The following is a 16131-nucleotide window of genomic DNA, read 5'->3' on the forward strand; positions in this document are numbered from 1 at the left end:
GGACGGCGGACGAACGAGCTGCGGCTCGGCGAGCGCTGGAAGCGGCGCCTTCCGCAGTTCATGCGCTGACGGCCCGGTCGCGTCCGCCGCGGCCCGCCGCGGCCCGAATCGTCAGGTGAAGAACGGCCTGAAGTTCTCGAGCCATCCGCGCAGCCAGGCCTCGCAGCCCTGCCGGGCGCCCTCGGCGTCCTGGCCGTGGCCCCAGATGTCCTCGGCCAGCGGGCTCCACCAAGTCCAGAACCGGCTCGATCCGTCGTAGGCGCAGATCCCCACGACGACCGCCCCGACCCGGCCGACGAAGCGCGGGAGCGGCACGCCGGCAGTCTCGTCCTGCGTCCAGGTGATCAGGGTCCGGGGCATCCCGTTAGAACGGCGGGTGTCCCCGGATGTTCAACCGGGCGGACCCGCCGGACGCGGCGCGGATCTAGGCTGCCTGCCGCTCCGGCATCGGTCCGGCGGCCAGCCGCGAGTTGCGGTAGCGCGCGTCGTCGGTGACCTCGCGCTCGACCCACGGGGGGAGCACCACCGGCTGGTCCTCGCGCTCCAGTTCGATCTCGGCCAGGATCAGGCCCGCGAGTTCCCCGCCGAACACGTCGACGTCCCACATCGCCCCGGCATGCGCGACCCGGTAGCGGGTCTTCTCGAGCCGCCGGTCCGGCGGCACCGTAGCGAGGAGCGCCGCGCCGTCCTCCGGCGCGATGGCGAACTCGATCTCGTCCCGGCTGGCGCCGCGGCGCGGGCTCTTCCACGTGATGAGCGCGCGCTCACCGGCCCGGCGGATCCGGATTGTGTTGGCCGCGTCGGTGAAGAGATAGCCCTGAACCAGGGGCGTCCCCGCCCGGCACAGCGCCAGAACCGACGGGTTCGCGATGAACTTGCGCTCGATCTCGACAGCCATGCCGCGCCTCGTGGACGGTTGCCGCGTCAGCCTTCGCCGACAAGCCGGCCCGAGACAAGCCGGCAGGCGGGGATGAGCACAGCGTTACAGGCATGGCTCGGTGCCAATGCGCGTGGGCTGCAATGCGATCCTGTTAAACTTATGTAAAAGCGTGAGGAGTCCGTCGCTTGCACAAGCATCATCAGAAATCCCGCCCCCCTCCATCCCCGAGGTCACCGCTGAAGACGGCATCCAAGCGGCCGAATTTGAAGAAGCTGCTCCGGAAGGCGCAGGTCAAACCGCTCAAGCAGGTGGCGGCCCTGCCGTTTCGCGTCGGCGCGGACGGACGGATCGAGGTTCTGCTGATCACCTCGCGGGACACGGGGCGCTGGATCATCCCGAAGGGCTGGCCGATGGCTGGCCGCAAGGCCCATCAGGCCGCCGAGCGGGAGGCCTACGAGGAGGCGGGGCTCGAGGGGCAGATCGCCGCCAACCCGGTCGGCCGGTATCACTACCAGAAGCGCTTCGATCACGGCCGCGCCTTCCCCTGCATGGTGCGCGTCTACCCGCTTCGGGTCGAGGCCCAGCACGAGCGCTGGCCGGAACAGGCCCAGCGCACGCTGCGATGGTTCCCGCCCGAGGAGGCGGCGCGCCTCGTCCACGAGGACGAGCTCCAAGAACTCCTGACGGATTTCGCGACGCGGCCGGTCGAGATTCGCGGCGAGCGCGGCTGACCGGCGCGGGCGGCCCGTCGCGGCGCCGGGAGATGCGACTCCCGATCTGCGGCCGGACCGGCCCGTCGCGGCGCACGTGAGAGCCGGGCCAGCATCGCGAGGCCGATCGGCGCCCGGGCGCTATGCAACTTCTGATTAGTATCCGCAGGTTAAGGTTCCCGCCGTCGAAGATGGGCGGGGCACCTCGATGTATCGCGCGTTCGCTTGCCTGACCGAGGAACATACCGGTTGGGTGGTCGCCCTGGCCGCCTGCGTGTGCTGGATCTCCTGCGCGGTCGCCCTCAAGCTCGAGCAGCGCGTCCAGGTCCGCGCCGACGGGTACGGGCCGGTCTGGCTCCTGGCGTCGGGCTTCTCGATCGGGGCCGGGATCTGGAGCACGCACTTCATCGGCATGCTGGGCTACGATCCCGGCGTGGTGCTGGGCTACGAGCCGCGCACGACCCTGCTCTCGCTGATCGTCGCGATCGCGGCCGCCACCGTGGCGTTCCTGTTCGCCCGGGCCATGCCGTCGCGCTGGGCCGGGGCGGGGGCCGGGCTCGCGCTCGGGATCGGCATCGCCTGCATGCACTTCCTCGGCATCGCCGGCGTGCGGCTGCCGGGGCACTTCACCTGGGACCCGGCCCTGGCCGCCACGGCGATCGCGGCGGGCTGCGGGCTCGCGGCCGCCGGCATGGCCATCCATGTCGGGCGCGCGGGCGCGCGGGCCCGGCTCGCGGCCGCGACCGTCCTGACCCTCGCCATCGCGGTCCTGCACTTCCTGGCCATGGCGGCCGCCCGCGTGGTGCCGGACCCGGCCCTGGCGGTCCCGCAGCTCGGCCTCGCCCGCGGCGTCCTGGCCGCCGGCATCGCCGGCATGATGGCGGTGATCCTGGCCTTCGCGGCGCTGACGCTGATGCTGGACCATCTGCGCCGGATCAACGTCGCCCTGGCCCGGCAGGGCCGCATGCTGCGCGAGAAGACCCTGCTGCTCGACGCCACCCTCGACAGCATGGACCAGGGCCTCATCATGGTCGACGCGGGCGGCGTGGTGCGGGTGTGCAACGAGCGGGCGCTGGCGCTCCTCGACCTGCCGCGGGCGATGATGCAGGCGCGGCCGAGCTACCGGGCGGTGCTGCGCCACGAGGCGAGCCGCCGCGAGCGCCGGCGCCCGGACCGCTCGATCCGGACCTGGATCGAGCGCGGCGAGGCCGGGCAGACGCAGGTTCACGAGCGGGCGCGGCCGAACGGCCTCGTGCTGGAGGTCCGCACCGTGCCCCTGGCGGATGGCGGCTTCGTGCGGACCTTCACCGACATCACCAAGCGGAAGGCCGCGGAGGCGGAGGTGGCGCGCCTCGCCCGCCACGACGTGCTCACCGGCCTGCCGAACCGGGCGCTGTTCCACGAGACCCTCGAACGCAGCCTCGCCGACATCGTCCAGCGCGGCGGCGCCTGCGCGGTCCTGTACCTCGACCTCGACGGCTTCAAGAGCGTGAACGACAGCCTCGGCCACCAGGCCGGGGACGAGCTCCTCCGGCGCGTGGCGGCCGGCCTGCGGGGAATCGCCGGGGACGGGGCCGTGGCCCGGCTCGGGGGCGACGAGTTCGCCGTGCTCTCCGCCGGCGGCGCGGCCGAGGCCGGCGCCCTGGCCGAGCGCCTCATCGCGCTGTTCGACAGCCCGTTCAGCGTGGGCGGGCACCGCGTCGGCGTCGGCCTGAGCGTCGGCATCGCGCTGGCGCCCGAGCACGGGACCGACGCCGAGCCCCTGTACCGCCGCGCCGACCTCGCCCTCTACCGGGCCAAGGCCGAGGGCCGCGGCACGTACCGGATCTTCACCCCCGCCATGGACGAGGAGGCCGAGGAGCGGCGGGTGCTCGAGCGCGACCTGCGCCAGGCCCTCGACGACAACACCCTGGGCCTGCACTACCAGCCGCAGGTCGACGGCCACACGGGGGCGCTCGTCGGGTTCGAGGCGCTGCTGCGCTGGACCCACCCGGTGCGCGGCAGCGTCTCGCCGAACCTGTTCGTGCCCCTCGCCGAGGAGACCGGCCTGATCGTGGCGCTCGGCGACTGGGTGCTGCGCGAGGCCTGCCGCGAGGCGGCGCAGTGGGCGCAACCCCTGAAGGTCGCCGTCAACCTCTCGCCCCGCCAGTTCCAGAAGCCGGACCTGCCCGAGACCGTCCTGGCGATCCTGGCGGAGACCGGCCTGTCGCCGGACCGCCTGGAGCTGGAGGTCACCGAGAGCATCATCATCAACGACATGGCGCGGGCCGTGGGCATCCTCCGCCGCCTGAAGAGCTACGGCATCCGGATCAGCATGGACGATTTCGGGACCGGCTACGCGTCGCTCGCGACCCTCCAGGCCTTCCCGTTCGACAAGCTCAAGATCGACCGCTCCTTCGTGGCGCAGCTCGGGACCGGGCCGCAGGCCGCCGTGATCGTGCGGGCCGTGCTCAGCCTCGGCCGCAGCCTCGGCATGGGCGTCGTCGCGGAGGGCGTCGAGACCCACGCGCAGATGAAGTTCCTGACCGAGGAGGCCTGCGGCGAGATGCAGGGCTACCTGTTCGGCAGGCCGCGCCCGATCACCGATTACGCCGCCGCGGTCGGCGGTCCCGCCGGGGCCTCCGGGGCCTCCGGGGCCTCCGGGGCCACCGCCCCGGCCGAGCCGGCCTTCGCGGCCGCCGGCTGAGCGGGAGCGCCCCGCCGCCGCGACCGGGAACCCGCCGGAACCCTCCGACGTTGGCCCCGCAGATTGGATCACTTCTAAGGTCCAAGCTCTCGTCCCTCGCCGGGACGGCCCCCGGGCCGCCGGCCTCAGAGGAGCCTGACCATGAACGCCAAGTGCGAGACCTGCCGGTTCTTCGACGAGCACAAGGGCAACGGCGCCGTCGCGCAGAACGATGCCGGCCTGTGCCGCTTCAACCCGCCGGTCAGCCAGCCCGCGCCCGAGTCGAAGGGCCTGTGGCCGGTGGTCGCCGCCCAGGACTGGTGCGGCCACTACACCGCCGAGATGACCGCGGCCGAGTAGGCCGGGCCTCAGCGCAACGATCGGGGCCGGCCTTCGGGTCGGCCCTTTCGTTTGGGCGCCCCGGCGCGGCCTGCCCCCTTATTCGTGCCCCGGCCGCGCGGCCCCCCTGACGATCGCCGGCGCGGGCTCTACCTTGGAGCCAATCCAGGGTGCTGGTGTGTCCCGGACGAGCCCGCCGGGTGTCCCGCCGGAGCGGGGTGCCCGTCGGCACCGGGCCCGGAAACCGGGATCCCGTCCGCGCCTCTGTAATCTGAACCGGAGAGACTTGATGCTGGGAGTTGAAGCCGCGCCCCAGGACCCGGGCGCCAGACCTGCGCGGACCGACGCACCGGTCCTCGCCACCGTCACGTTCACGGTGAACGGCGAGCGGCGCACGCTCGAACTCGACACCCGCACCAGCCTGCTCGACGCCGCGCGCGAGCACCTGCACCTCACCGGGTCCAAGAAGGGCTGCGATCACGGCCAGTGCGGCGCCTGCACGATGATCGTCGACGGGCGGCGCATCAATGCCTGCCTGACGCTGGCGATCATGCACCAGGGCGCCGAGATCGTGACCGTCGAGGGCCTCGGGCAGCCGGACCACCTGCACCCGATGCAGGCGGCCTTCGTCAAGCACGACGGCTACCAGTGCGGCTACTGCACGCCGGGCCAGATCTGCTCGGGCGTCGCGGTCTTGGAGGAGATCAGGGCCGGCATCCCGAGCCACGTCACGGCGGATCTCGGCGCCGCCCCGCAGGTGACCGAGACGGAGATCCGCGAGCGGATGAGCGGCAACCTCTGCCGCTGCGGCGCCTATTCCAACATCGTCGAGGCGATCACCGAAGTCGCCGGGAGCCGCGCATGAAGTCCTTCACGTACGAGCGCCCGGGCACGCCCGCCGAGGCGGCCGCCGCCGTCGCCGCCACGCCCGGCGCCAAATTCATCGCCGGCGGCACCAACCTGCTCGACCTGATGAAGCTGCAGATCGAGACGCCGCGCCACCTCGTCGACGTGAACGGGCTCGGCCTCGACGCGGTCGAGCCGACCGAAGAGGGCGGCCTGCGCATCGGCGCCCTGGTGCGCAACACCGACCTCGCGGCCCATCCGCGGGTGCGCAAGGATTACGGGGTCCTCGCCCGCGCGCTGCTCGCCGGCGCCTCGGGACAGTTGCGCAACAAGGCGACCACCGCCGGCAACCTGCTGCAGCGGACCCGCTGCCCGTACTTCTACGACACCGCGCAGCCCTGCAATAAGCGCCAGCCGGGCTCCGGCTGTTCGGCGCTCGACGGTGTGAGCCGGCAACTCGCGGTGATCGGCGCCAGCGAGGCCTGCATCGCCACGCATCCGGGCGACATGGCGGTGGCCATGCGCGTCCTCGACGCCACCGTGGAGACGATCGACGCCGGGGGCGCCGCGCGCAAGATCCCGATCGCCGAGTTCCACCGCCTGCCTGGCGACGAACCGCAGCGCGACACGAACCTCGGGCCCGGCGAGCTGATCACCGCCGTGACGCTGCCGAAGCCGGTCGCCGGCACGCACATCTACCGAAAGGTCCGCGACCGCGCCTCCTACGCCTACGCGCTGGTCTCGGTGGCGGCGATCCTGGGCAAGGACGGCACGGGCCACGTCGCCTTCGGGGGCGTCGCCCACAAGCCCTGGCGGGTCGAGGCGGCCGAGGCCGATCTCCCGAAGGGCGCCCGGGCCGTGACCGACCGGGTCTTCGCCGACGCCGCGCCCACCCACGAGAACGCCTACAAGCTGAAGCTCGCCGAGCGGACCCTCGGCGCCGCGCTCAACCAAGCGAGGGCCTGAGCCATGAAGTTCGACACCGCCGCGGGCCCGAACCCGATCGACCGCCTCAAGGTCGTCGGCCGGCCCACCGACCGCATCGACGGCAAGTACAAGACCACCGGCACCGCGCCCTACGCGTACGAGCGCCACGACGCGGCCCCCGACGCCGCCTACGGCTACGTGCTGGGCTCCGCCATCGCCAAGGGCCGGGTGCGCAGCATCGACACGGCCTCGGCCCGGCAGGCGCCCGGCGTCGTCGCCGTCGTCACCACCCTCGACACGCCGCGGATCGAGCGCGGCGTGATGAACGTCGCCTACCTGTTCGGCGGCGACGTGATCCAGCACTACCACCAGGCGATCGCCGTGGTGGTGGCCGAGACCTTCGAGCAGGCCCGCGCGGCCGCCTTCCTGGTGACGGTCGATTACGCCCCCGAGGCCGGTGCGTTCGACCTCGCCGCCGCGGCGAAGACCGCCGAGCCGGTCCCGGCCGACAGCGGCGAGGGCAGCGGCGGCGACGGCGAGGAGCGGGTCGGCGATTTCGAGGGCGCCTTCGCGCAGGCGCCCGTGACGCTCGACGCGACCTACACGACGTCCGACGAGAGCCACGCCATGATGGAGCCGCACGCCACGACGGCGGCCTGGGACGGCGACCGGGTCACGCTCTGGACCGCCAACCAGATGATCGGCTGGGGCCACGGCAGCCTCGCCAAGATGCTCGGCCTGCCGAAGGACAAGGTCCGGCTCGACGCGCCCTACGTCGGCGGCGGCTTCGGCGGCAAGCTGTTCGTGCGCGCCGACGCGGTGCTGGCGGCGCTCGCCGCGAAGGCGGCGGGGCGGCCCGTGAAGGTGGCGCTGACGCGCCCGCTCATCGCCAACAACACCACGCACCGGCCGGCCACGATCCAGCGGGTGCGGATCGGCGCGACCCAGGACGGCACCATCACGGCGATCGCGCACGAGAGCACGTCGGGCAACCTGCCGGACGGCGACCCCGAGACGGCGGTGAACCAGACCAAGTACCTCTACGCGGGGGCGAACCGCCTGACCGCCATGAAGCTCGCCCGTCTCGACCTGCCCGAGGGCAACGCCATGCGGGCGCCGGGCGAGGCCCCGGGGCTGGCGGTGCTCGAGGTCGCCATGGACGAGATGGCGGAGAAGCTCGGCCTCGACCCGGTGGAGTTCCGCATCCGCAACGACACGCAGGTCGTCCCGACCCAGCCGGACCTGCGCTTCTCACACCGCGACCTCGTCGGCTGCCTCAAGCTCGGCGCCGAGCGGTTCGGATGGGCCAGGCGCAACCCGAAGCCCGGCCAGGTCCGGGAGGGGCAGTGGCTCGTCGGGCACGGCATGGCGGCGGCCTTCCGCGACAACATGGTGCTGAAGTCGGGCGCCCGGGTGCGGCTCTCGGCCGACGGCACGGTCACGGTCGAGACCGACATGACCGATATCGGCACCGGCAGCTACACGATCATCGCGCAGACCGCCGCCGAGATGATGGGCGTGCCCCTCGACCGGGTCGTGGCGCGGCTCGGCGACTCGGACTTCCCGGTCTCGTCGGGCTCGGGCGGCCAGTTCGGCGCCAACTCGTCGACCGCGGGCGTCTACGCGGCCTGCGTGAAACTGCGGGAGGCCGTCGCGCAGAAGCTCGGCTTCAATGCCACCGACGCGGTGTTCGAGGACGGCGAGGTCCGCGCCGGCAACCGCGCCATCCCGCTGGCCCAGGCCGCCGCCGACGGCGAACTGGTGGCCGAGGACGCGATCGAGTTCGGCAAGTTCTCGAAGACGCAGCAGGTCTCGACCTTCGGGGCCCACTTCGTCGAGGTCGCGGTGGATGCCGACACCGCCGAGGTCCGGGTGCGGCGGATGCTGGCGGTCTGCGCGGCGGGGCGCATCCTCAACCCCAAATCCGCCCGCAGCCAGGTGATCGGCGGGATGGTCATGGGCACCGGCGCGGCCCTGATGGAGGAGCTCGCCGTCGACACCAAGCGCGGCTTCTTCGCCAACCACGACCTCGCCGGCTACGAGGTGCCGGTCCACGCCGACATCCCACACCAGGAGGTGATCTTCCTCGACGAGGTCGACCCGATGTCCTCACCCATGAAGGCCAAGGGCGTGGGTGAGCTCGGCATCTCGGGGGTCGGCGCCGCGGTCGCGAACGCGATCTACAACGCCACCGGCATCCGCGTGCGCGACTACCCGATCACCCTCGACAAGCTCCTCGACCGCATGCCGGACGCGGCCTGACCGGGGCGCGGGGACGTCCTGCCGGGCGTCCCCTACGGGTCCACGACGTGGAAGCTGGCCCGGGCCCGCATCACGAGGCGACCGTCCTCGTCGTAGGCGCGGGCGGTGAAGTCGTTCACCCCGGTCTCCTCGCCCTCGTCGTGCAGGAGCGCCGTCAGGGTCCGGCGCAGCAGGTCCCGCAGGGCGGCCCGGTCCGGGAGGACCGTGCCCTCGTCGTCCCGGACGGCGACGTGGTCGACGGTGTCGATGAAGTAGCGCGGCATGGGTGTCTCCGGGATCGGAATGACCGGGACGGGAGCGCCCGCAAGCCTCGCCGATGGCCGATCAGGGATACAGATCGGGTCGGCCGCCGCACTCATCTGGGTTTGAAAGTCCGGGCTCATCGTCCGGGCGCGAAGACGCGATGCCTCAAACGGAAGAGGGGCCGCGGATCCCGCAGCCCCTCGCTCCGTCGTTCCCCCCTCGGACGGGCTCAGTACTTCCGGATGATCGGCTCCGGCGCCATCGGGACCGGATCCGCCCCGAACCGGTAGGTCAGGCCGGCGTAGATCGAGAGCGGCTGCGCCAGGGTCGTGGTCCGCGGGTCGTTGATCGACAGGTTGCCGGCGACCGCGCCCGTCTCCGCGAAGGTGCCGAACGTGGCGTAGCGGTTGTTGGTCAGGTTGGTGATCAGCCCGAAGATCTCCAGGTTCTTGCTGACCTGATACTTCGTCGTCAGGTTCATCACGTAGTAGGCCGGCAGCTTGCGGTTGAGGTTCGACTCGTCGCCCCGGTAGTAGGACGACGAGAAGGCCGAGACGTTGAGGCCGAAGCGCCAGTTCGGGGTGATGCTGTACTCGAAGCCCGCCTTGATCTGGTGATCGGGGATCAGCGGGATCTTGTCGCCCGGCCGGACGCGGATGCCGCCGTTCGGGATCACGTCGCCGCCCGCGGCGCCGCCGGCCGCGCCGGTGCTCGCCAGCGGGTTGTTGGGCGACGAGAGGGTCGCGTTGAACTGGAAGGTCGCGTCGACCAGGGCGTAGTTGGCGTAGACCAGCAGGTCGGGCGTGACCGCGTACTCGGCGCCGACCTCGATGCCCTGGCGCCGGGTCGCGGGCACGTTGATGTAGTAGGCGCGGGCGGCGTTGCCGGCGACGGCGACCTGGTAGAGGTCGTTGGACAGGTCGGTGCGGTAGACGCCGGCCTTGTAGGTGAGGGCGCCGCCCGACAGGAAGGCCGGGATCACGCCGCGGAAGCCGGCCTCGTAGGTCCGGCCGGTGACCTGCTTGAGCGGCGGGTCCGCCACCAGCGAGTTCGGCAGCAGGCACGGCTGGGTCGGGCTGGAGCAGGACAGTTCCAGCGGGGTCGGGGCGCGGTTCGACTCCGAGTAGCCGCCGTAGAGGTTGAGCGCCGGGTCGAACTGGTAGGTCAGGCCCGCGAGCGGGTTGACCTTGGTGTACTCGTGGGCGCCGGTCACGTCCGGCGCGAAGCCGGTCTGGTCCCGGGTCTGGATGCGCGCGTAGTTGAGCCGGAAGCCGCCGGTCAGCGACAGCCGGTCGGTCACGTCCAGTGTGTCGGTGGCGTAGAGGCCGAGATACAGGGTCGAGCCGCTGACGTTGCTCGGCGCGAGGCCGATCGCCCCGAGGGTGCGGATGTCCGGCGTGCCGAGGCCCGGGATCGTGCCGTAGTACGGGTTGTTCGGGTCGACGGTGATCGACAGGTTCGGGTTGATGACGCCCAGCTGGCTGGACGATTTGAACGCGAAGGTGGAGGCGTCGACGCTGCCGCCGACCACGAAGGCGTTGTTCAGGCCGAAGATCCGGTCGCGGTTGGCGGCCTGGAGCGAGCCGCCGTAGGATTCGGCCTCGGTGAGGGTCGTGTCGATCGTGCCGTACGGGATGTTCCGCAGGAACGGGATCGTCCGGTTGTTCAGGCCGAGGATCGCGAACTGGTTGGCGTAGGCGCGGCGGGCCGCCACCTGGCTGGTGGGCGGCGCGTTCACGTTGAACGCGTCGTCCTGGTAGCAGAGCGAGCCCCGGAAGCTGCTGCGGCTGCTGCAGTTCTCGAAGTTGCCCTGGTTGCCGTCGACGTAGAACTCGCTGAAGCGCCGGTAATAGGCGTTGCCGGCGAGGTCCCAGGTCGGAGAGAGGTCGACCCGGCCGGTGAGCTGGAGCGTGCCGACCTGCGTGGTCTGGGTCTGCGGGTAGGTGAAGATCGCCCGCGGGTCGAGATGGGTGAAGTCCACCGGCGTGGCGGCGGCGGCGCCGTAGAAGCTGCGGGCGGCGAGCCCGATCAGGTGGAATTCCGAATCCTGCGAGCGGTAGCCGAGATCCGCGTAGAGGCGGCCGATCGTGCTCGGGTTCTGGTAGCGCCAGCCGCGGTCGTTCAGGCCGTCGCCGGTGAAGTAGAAGCTCCAGGGACCGGAGATCTTGCCGTACTCGAGGTAGCCGGCAGTGCGCGCGTCCGAGCCGCCCCAGGCCGAGATCTCGGTGCCCTGCCAGGTGAAGCCGTTCTTCATCTGGATGTTGACCGCGCCGCCAATGGCGTTGAGGCCGAAGACCGGGTTGCCGGTGACGACGTCGATGCGCTGGATCGCCTGCGGCGGGATCAGGTCGAAATTGACGACGTCGCCGAAGGCCTCGTTGATGCGCACGCCGTTCTGGTAGACGGCCAGCCCCTGCGGCACGCCCTGCACCGACGAGGCCGTGAAGCCGCGGTAGCTGAGGTCGACCCGGTTCGCGTTGCCCTGCGAGTCGTTGAGGTTCACCCCGGGCGTGCGCCGCGCCAGCGTGGCGATCACGTTGTCGGAGCCCTGATCGACCTCGATCTGCCGCGCCGTGACGGTCTCGACGGTGCTGGGGATCTTGTTGAGCGGCTGCTCGGAGCCGCGCAGGCGCACCCCGCCGGCCGGGACCGGCAAGGTCGGCGCGGCCTGGGCGACAGTATTGAGATTCTCGGCACCGCTGGACGTGCCGCCACCCGCACCCACCGGCGACGTCGAGACGACGCTGATCTCACCGAGGGTGACGGCTTGTTGAGCCTGCGCGACACCGGGCAACAGCGCCACGGACGCGATCAAGCTGCCTCGCAGGGCCCGCATATCTTCCCCCAACCTGGATTCGAAGGCACGCGCCGCTTCGCGTCGGCTGCGTGCGCCTCACTGATCTCGGGTCGGGTCGCGACCTCAATTCACATTCTGTTTAATCCCTGCCGGGGACGACTTGCGGGCTCGAATGATCGGGCCTGTGGCGCAAAGACAACAAGAGCGGAAGATCGCGGCAAGTCTTCGGGATTATTATGAAGGACACCGCGGGATAATTGCGCAATCGGGCCGGTCCTCAGGGGCGGCGTCCGAGGCCGCGCGCCCGGCCGTCGGGACTGGTCCCGGCTCTCACGGCGGCGGCAGGCGGACGGCGACCTCGTTCCGGCGCAGGAACGGGATCGCGAAGGGCGGGTCGTAGCCCATGACGAAGGGCGCGCCCGCCGGTGCGCGGCCGGCCGCCGCCAGGACGGCGGCGAGGATGCCCGCCTGCGCGGCCCACGCCTCCGGGGTGAGGCGGCCGGAGAAGCGCAGGGCCGCGACCAGCTCGGCCGGGACCTCGACCAGCCGGACCCCCGGCCCGGTCGGCGCCGGCGCCCCGGCCGCCGCCACCGCGCGCGGCAGGAAGAACCGCATCGTGCCGGTGCCGTCCCGCTCCACCGGGACCGTCGCGGCGAGGCGCCGGCCGCCGCTCTCCACCGGCGCCGTCATGGCGATGCGGTCGCCCGCCCGGTTCGCGCCGGTGATGTAGCGGAACAGCCGCCCGAAGGCGTCGCCGTCGCCCTGGCCGCGCGCGTCGGTCTCGACCGCGAGGCGCGGCGCGTAGGACCGGATCTCGACCCCGCGGTCGAGGCGCGCGACGACCGTGTAGGCGGGCTGCTCGTAGAGCGCCCGCACGCCAAAGATCCCGAGCGCGGCCTCCACCAGGGTGACGAGCGCGTACATGACCCTGTCCATGGCGACCTCCGGAGGCGGCGGCGCGTGGCCCGCCCGGGAACCTCCCGCCGGATCTTCCCGCCGGAACATGGCGCCGGGACGCCCCGTCGCCGCCCGGCTGCGGCGTCAGGCCTCTCTCGGGCCCGGCGCCCCGGCCGCACCCCGCCTCAGGACTCGCCGCCCTTCGGCCGCGCCGGCCGCGCGCCGACGACCTTGCGCAGCACGCGCGAGACCTGGTCGGCGGAGTAGGGCTTGTGCAGCAGCTCGAAGTCGCGGATCCCCTCCTGGGCGAGGACGTGGCTGTAGCCGGAGGCCAGCACCACCGGCAGGTGCGGCATCCGCCGCCGGAGGAGCCGGGCCAGCGCGATCCCGCCCATCCCGGGCATGACCACGTCGGAGAACACGACGTCGAAGGCCGCGCCGTCGGCCCCGAGCTGATCCAGCGCCTCCTCGGCATTGGCCGCCCAGGTCGTCGCGTAGCCGAGATCCTCCAGGATCTGCGTGGCGAAGCGGCCGACCTCGATGTTGTCCTCCACCACCAGCACGCGCTGCCCCGCGCCGCCGGGATCGAGCGCGGCCGCCTCCGCGGCGGCGGCCGCGCAGGACGCCTCGGGCTCGACCTGCGGCAGGTAGAGCGTGAAGGTGGCGCCGCGGCCGGGCGCGCTCTCGACCGCGACGTCGCCGCCGGACTGCTTGGCGAAGCCGAAGACCTGGGACAGGCCGAGGCCCGTGCCCTTCCCGACCTCCTTGGTGGTGAAGAACGGCTCGAACACCCGTGCCAGGACGTCCGGCGCGATGCCGGTGCCGGTGTCGGTGAGGGCGATCGCCGCGAACGGGCCGGGGGCGCCGGCATGGCCACGGATCGGCGGCAGCGCCGCGCCGCAATGCAGGCGCAGGGTCAGCGTGCCGGCGCCGTCCATGGCGTCCCGGGCGTTCACCGCCATGTTGACCAGCGCGGTCTCGAACTGGCTGAGGTCGACCCGGATGAAGCAGGGCTGGTCCGGCAGCTCGGTCACGACCGCGATGCGGGCGCCCGTGACCGTGTCGAGCAGGTCGGCCACGCCGCGCAGCCGCGCGCCGACGTCGAGGATCTCGGGCTTCAGCGCCTGCCGCCGCGCGAAGGCGAGGAGCTGGCCGGTGAGCTTGGCCGCCCGGTCGACCGTCTCCGAGACGGCGTTGAGGTAGCGGGACCGGCGCTCCTCCGCCAGATCGGGACGGCGCAGGAAGTCCACCGACGAGCGGATGATCGTCAGGAGGTTGTTGAAGTCGTGGGCGACGCCGCCGGTGAGCTGCCCCACCGCCTCCAGCTTCTGCGACTGCCGCAGGGCCTCCTCGGCGTGCCGGAGCGCCTCGGCCTGGGCCTTCTCGGCGGTGACGTCGCGGCCGTAGGCGTAGACGTGCGCGCCCTCGACGGAGGTGCGCCACGAGATCAGCCGCGGGGTGCCGTCTTTGTGCCGGTAGCGGTTCTCGAAATCGGTCAGGTCGCGCGCGGCCGCGGCGGCGTCGAGGGCCTCCCGGGTCGGGCCCGCATCCTCCGGCCAGACGAAGTCCAGGAAGCTGCGGCCCACCACCTCGGCCGGCTCGTGCCCCAGGATCGTCTGCCAGGCCGGGTTGACCGCGCGGAAGATGCCGTCGGCCCCGACCACGACCAGGAGGTCGCGCGAGTTGCGCCAGACCCGGTCGTGCTCGGCGGTGCGCTCGGCCACGCGCTGCTCGAGGGTCACGTTGAAGCGCACGAGCTCGGCCATGAGCCGCTTCTGGTCGTCGATGTCGGTGCTGGTGCCGACCCAGCGGGTGACCGCGCCGTCGGCCGCCCGGACCGGCTGCGCCCGGGCCAGGAACCAGCGATAGGCGCCGTCGGCGCGGCGCAGGCGGTACTCGGACTGGTAGTCGGTCCGCGACCGGACGGCCGCCCGCCATTCCTCGTCGACCCGGTCCCGGTCGTCGGGGTGGATGATCCCCCGCCAGCCCGCCCCGCCGAGGGTGCCGGGCTCCCGGCCCGCGTAGGCGTAGACGCGCTCGTTGAACCAGTCCGCCGCCCCGCCGGCGTCGGTCGCCCAGACGAAGTTCGGCAGCACCTGCGACAGGACGCGGAACTGCGCCTCGCTGGCGCGCAGGGCCTCCTCGGCCTGCTTGCGGGCGGTGACGTCGATCGCCGTGCCGATCACCCGCACGCAGCGCCCGCCCTCGAAGATCCCGCGCCCCTTGGCGGCGACCCAGCGCACGACGCCGTCCTCCTTGCCGACGGTGCGGTACTCGACGTCGTAGAGGGCGCGCCGGTCGGGATCGAGGGCGGAGGCGAAGGCCGCGCTCGTGGCCTCCCGGTCCTCGGGATGCAGGCCGGCGTAGTAATCGGCCATCGTGACCGGCACGTCGGCCGAGATCCCGAACATCGCCTTGACCCGCGCCGGCCAGAACAGGGTGTCGGCGACGACGTCGACGTCCCAGAGGCCGATCTCGGCCGACTCGGTCGCGAGCCGCAGGCGCCGCTCGCTCTCCCGCAGCTGCTCCTCGGTCCGGTGGCGCACCGTGTCGTCGAGGTGCAGCCCGTCCCAGACCAGGCCGTCGCCGACGCGGCGGGGCGCCGAGATGATGCGCGTCCAGACGCGGGTGCCGTCCGGCCGGCGCATCGGCGCCTCGACGTCGAAATGCGCGAGGTCGCGGATCGCGCCGGCCTCGGCCTCGGCGAGGCCGGCGCGGTACTCCGGCAGGATCAGGTCGTAGGCGACGGCCGGGTCGGCGAGGACCGCCTCGGCCGCCACGCCGGTCATGCGCTCGAACCCCTGCGACACGTAGAGGAAGCGCCGGTCCGCGCCGTCGGGGGCCATGGCGAGCTGGTAGACGTAGCCGCCCGGGAGGTGGTCGGCGAGCGCGCGGATCCGCGCCTCCGTCTCCCGCAGCCGCGCCTCGGCCAGGACGCGGCCGGTCGTCTCCGTGCAGGCGCAGTACAGGCCGGCGACCCGGCCGGCCTCGTCGCGCACCGGCGCGTACGAGAAGGTGAACCAGGTCGGCTCGTCGTAGCCGTGCCGGTTCATGGTCAGGGGCATGTTCTCGGACCAGGTCGCCGCGCCGGCGAGCGCCCGGTCGATCAGGGGCCCGATCTCGGGCCAGATCTCCGGCCAGACGTCGCGGAAGCGCGCGCCGAGCGCCGCGGGATGCTTGTCGCCCAGGATCTCCGCGTAGGCATCGTTGTAGAGGAAGACGAGGTCGGGCCCGAACGCCACGAACATCGGGAAGCGCGAGCCCAGGATCAGGCTCAGCGTCGCCCGCAGGCACGGCGCCCAGCGCTCCGGCCGCCCGAGCGGCGAGCCGGACCAGTCGTGGGCGCGCATCCGCGCGCCCATCGCGCCGCCCTCCGCGAGGAAGGGCAGATCCGCGGTCCTGACGGTCTCGGACATGGGACAGGGACAGGCTCCGCGATGGGCATCGCTCCGCCTGGCGCCACCGTTCCGGCCGCGGGGCCCGGCTGACAGGGCGGCCTCGCGCCGGCGCGGAGGGGCCGTACGGTGCCCGCAGTGCCATCGGTGCCCCAGCGCGCGGGCCTGTG

The 16131-nt window shown here is 72.5% G+C and carries 12 protein-coding genes; 6 read left to right on the forward strand and 6 right to left on the reverse strand.

Annotated elements, in window-relative coordinates; all coding sequences use genetic code 11:
- Positions 1-111 precede the first annotated feature (111 nt).
- Both ME121_RS26555 and ME121_RS26560 read right to left on the reverse strand, forming a co-directional pair.
- Positions 112-360: a hypothetical protein gene (locus ME121_RS26555; protein ID WP_012321177.1), complete on the reverse strand. Its 249-nt coding sequence runs from the start codon at positions 358-360 to the stop codon at positions 112-114.
- 64 nt (positions 361-424) lie between these two features.
- Entirely contained in the window at positions 425-898 is a 474-nt protein-coding gene (locus ME121_RS26560; protein WP_024828886.1) for a CYTH domain-containing protein, read from the reverse strand.
- A 245-nt stretch (positions 899-1143) separates the two neighbouring features.
- On the opposite strand from ME121_RS26560, the gene ME121_RS26565 reads away from it, so the two are divergent.
- The 6 genes from ME121_RS26565 to paoC all read left to right on the forward strand — a co-directional run bounded on the left by ME121_RS26565 (position 1144) and on the right by paoC (position 8629).
- Positions 1144-1611, forward strand: a complete 468-nt coding sequence (locus tag ME121_RS26565) for an NUDIX hydrolase (protein ID WP_024828885.1) — start codon at positions 1144-1146, stop codon at positions 1609-1611.
- Positions 1612-1798: 187 nt separating this feature from the next.
- Entirely contained in the window at positions 1799-4276 is a 2478-nt protein-coding gene (locus ME121_RS26570) for a bifunctional diguanylate cyclase/phosphodiesterase (protein ID WP_059409903.1), read from the forward strand.
- A gap of 141 nt (positions 4277-4417) precedes the next feature.
- Positions 4418-4615, forward strand: coding sequence for a hypothetical protein (locus ME121_RS26575; RefSeq protein WP_012321181.1), 198 nt, complete (start codon positions 4418-4420; stop codon positions 4613-4615).
- Between the two features lie 268 nt (positions 4616-4883).
- On the forward strand, positions 4884-5459 hold the full coding sequence (paoA, locus tag ME121_RS26580; protein ID WP_012321182.1) for an aldehyde dehydrogenase iron-sulfur subunit PaoA: 576 nt from the start codon (positions 4884-4886) through the stop codon (positions 5457-5459).
- Entirely contained in the window at positions 5456-6406 is a 951-nt protein-coding gene (locus ME121_RS26585; RefSeq protein WP_012321183.1) for an FAD binding domain-containing protein, read from the forward strand. The genes paoA and ME121_RS26585 overlap by 4 nt, the downstream gene beginning before the upstream one ends.
- Positions 6407-6409: 3 nt before the next feature.
- A complete protein-coding gene (paoC, locus tag ME121_RS26590; RefSeq protein WP_012321184.1) occupies positions 6410-8629 on the forward strand; it encodes an aldehyde oxidoreductase molybdenum-binding subunit PaoC in 2220 nt (739 codons plus the stop codon).
- A 32-nt stretch (positions 8630-8661) separates the two neighbouring features.
- On the opposite strand, the gene ME121_RS26595 is transcribed toward paoC, so the two are convergent.
- From ME121_RS26595 to ME121_RS26610, 4 genes are all read right to left on the reverse strand, one after another.
- Positions 8662-8892, reverse strand: coding sequence for a DUF6894 family protein (locus ME121_RS26595; RefSeq protein ID WP_024828882.1), 231 nt, complete (start codon positions 8890-8892; stop codon positions 8662-8664).
- A gap of 209 nt (positions 8893-9101) precedes the next feature.
- Positions 9102-11708 carry a TonB-dependent receptor gene (locus tag ME121_RS26600; protein ID WP_024828881.1) on the reverse strand — a complete coding sequence of 869 codons (2607 nt, stop codon included), beginning with the start codon at positions 11706-11708 and terminating at the stop codon, positions 9102-9104.
- A 291-nt stretch (positions 11709-11999) separates the two neighbouring features.
- Positions 12000-12605 (reverse strand): SOUL family heme-binding protein, encoded by a 606-nt coding sequence (locus ME121_RS26605; RefSeq protein ID WP_059409904.1) that lies wholly within the window; start codon positions 12603-12605, stop codon positions 12000-12002.
- Between the two features lie 146 nt (positions 12606-12751).
- A complete protein-coding gene (locus ME121_RS26610; protein WP_059409905.1) occupies positions 12752-15982 on the reverse strand; it encodes a PAS domain-containing protein in 3231 nt (1076 codons plus the stop codon).
- Positions 15983-16131 lie beyond the last annotated feature (149 nt).

This window comes from Methylobacterium sp. ME121 (assembly GCF_000974725.1).
GTDB lineage: Bacteria > Pseudomonadota > Alphaproteobacteria > Rhizobiales > Beijerinckiaceae > Methylobacterium > Methylobacterium radiotolerans.

Excerpts from the sequence above, each read along its gene's own strand:
- ME121_RS26555 (WP_012321177.1), bottom strand. The coding sequence starts at position 360 with ATGCCCCGGACCCTGATCACCTGGACGCAGGACGAGACTGCCGGCGTG.
- ME121_RS26560 (WP_024828886.1), bottom strand. The coding sequence starts at position 898 with ATGGCTGTCGAGATCGAGCGCAAGTTCATCGCGAACCCGTCGGTTCTG.
- ME121_RS26570 (WP_059409903.1), top strand. The coding sequence starts at position 1,799 with ATGTATCGCGCGTTCGCTTGCCTGACCGAGGAACATACCGGTTGGGTG.
- ME121_RS26575 (WP_012321181.1), top strand. The coding sequence starts at position 4,418 with ATGAACGCCAAGTGCGAGACCTGCCGGTTCTTCGACGAGCACAAGGGC.
- paoA (WP_012321182.1), top strand. The coding sequence starts at position 4,884 with ATGCTGGGAGTTGAAGCCGCGCCCCAGGACCCGGGCGCCAGACCTGCG.
- ME121_RS26585 (WP_012321183.1), top strand. The coding sequence starts at position 5,456 with ATGAAGTCCTTCACGTACGAGCGCCCGGGCACGCCCGCCGAGGCGGCC.
- paoC (WP_012321184.1), top strand. The coding sequence starts at position 6,410 with ATGAAGTTCGACACCGCCGCGGGCCCGAACCCGATCGACCGCCTCAAG.
- ME121_RS26595 (WP_024828882.1), bottom strand. The coding sequence starts at position 8,892 with ATGCCGCGCTACTTCATCGACACCGTCGACCACGTCGCCGTCCGGGAC.
- ME121_RS26600 (WP_024828881.1), bottom strand. The coding sequence starts at position 11,708 with ATGCGGGCCCTGCGAGGCAGCTTGATCGCGTCCGTGGCGCTGTTGCCC.
- ME121_RS26605 (WP_059409904.1), bottom strand. The coding sequence starts at position 12,605 with ATGGACAGGGTCATGTACGCGCTCGTCACCCTGGTGGAGGCCGCGCTC.
- ME121_RS26610 (WP_059409905.1), bottom strand. The coding sequence starts at position 15,982 with ATGTCCGAGACCGTCAGGACCGCGGATCTGCCCTTCCTCGCGGAGGGC.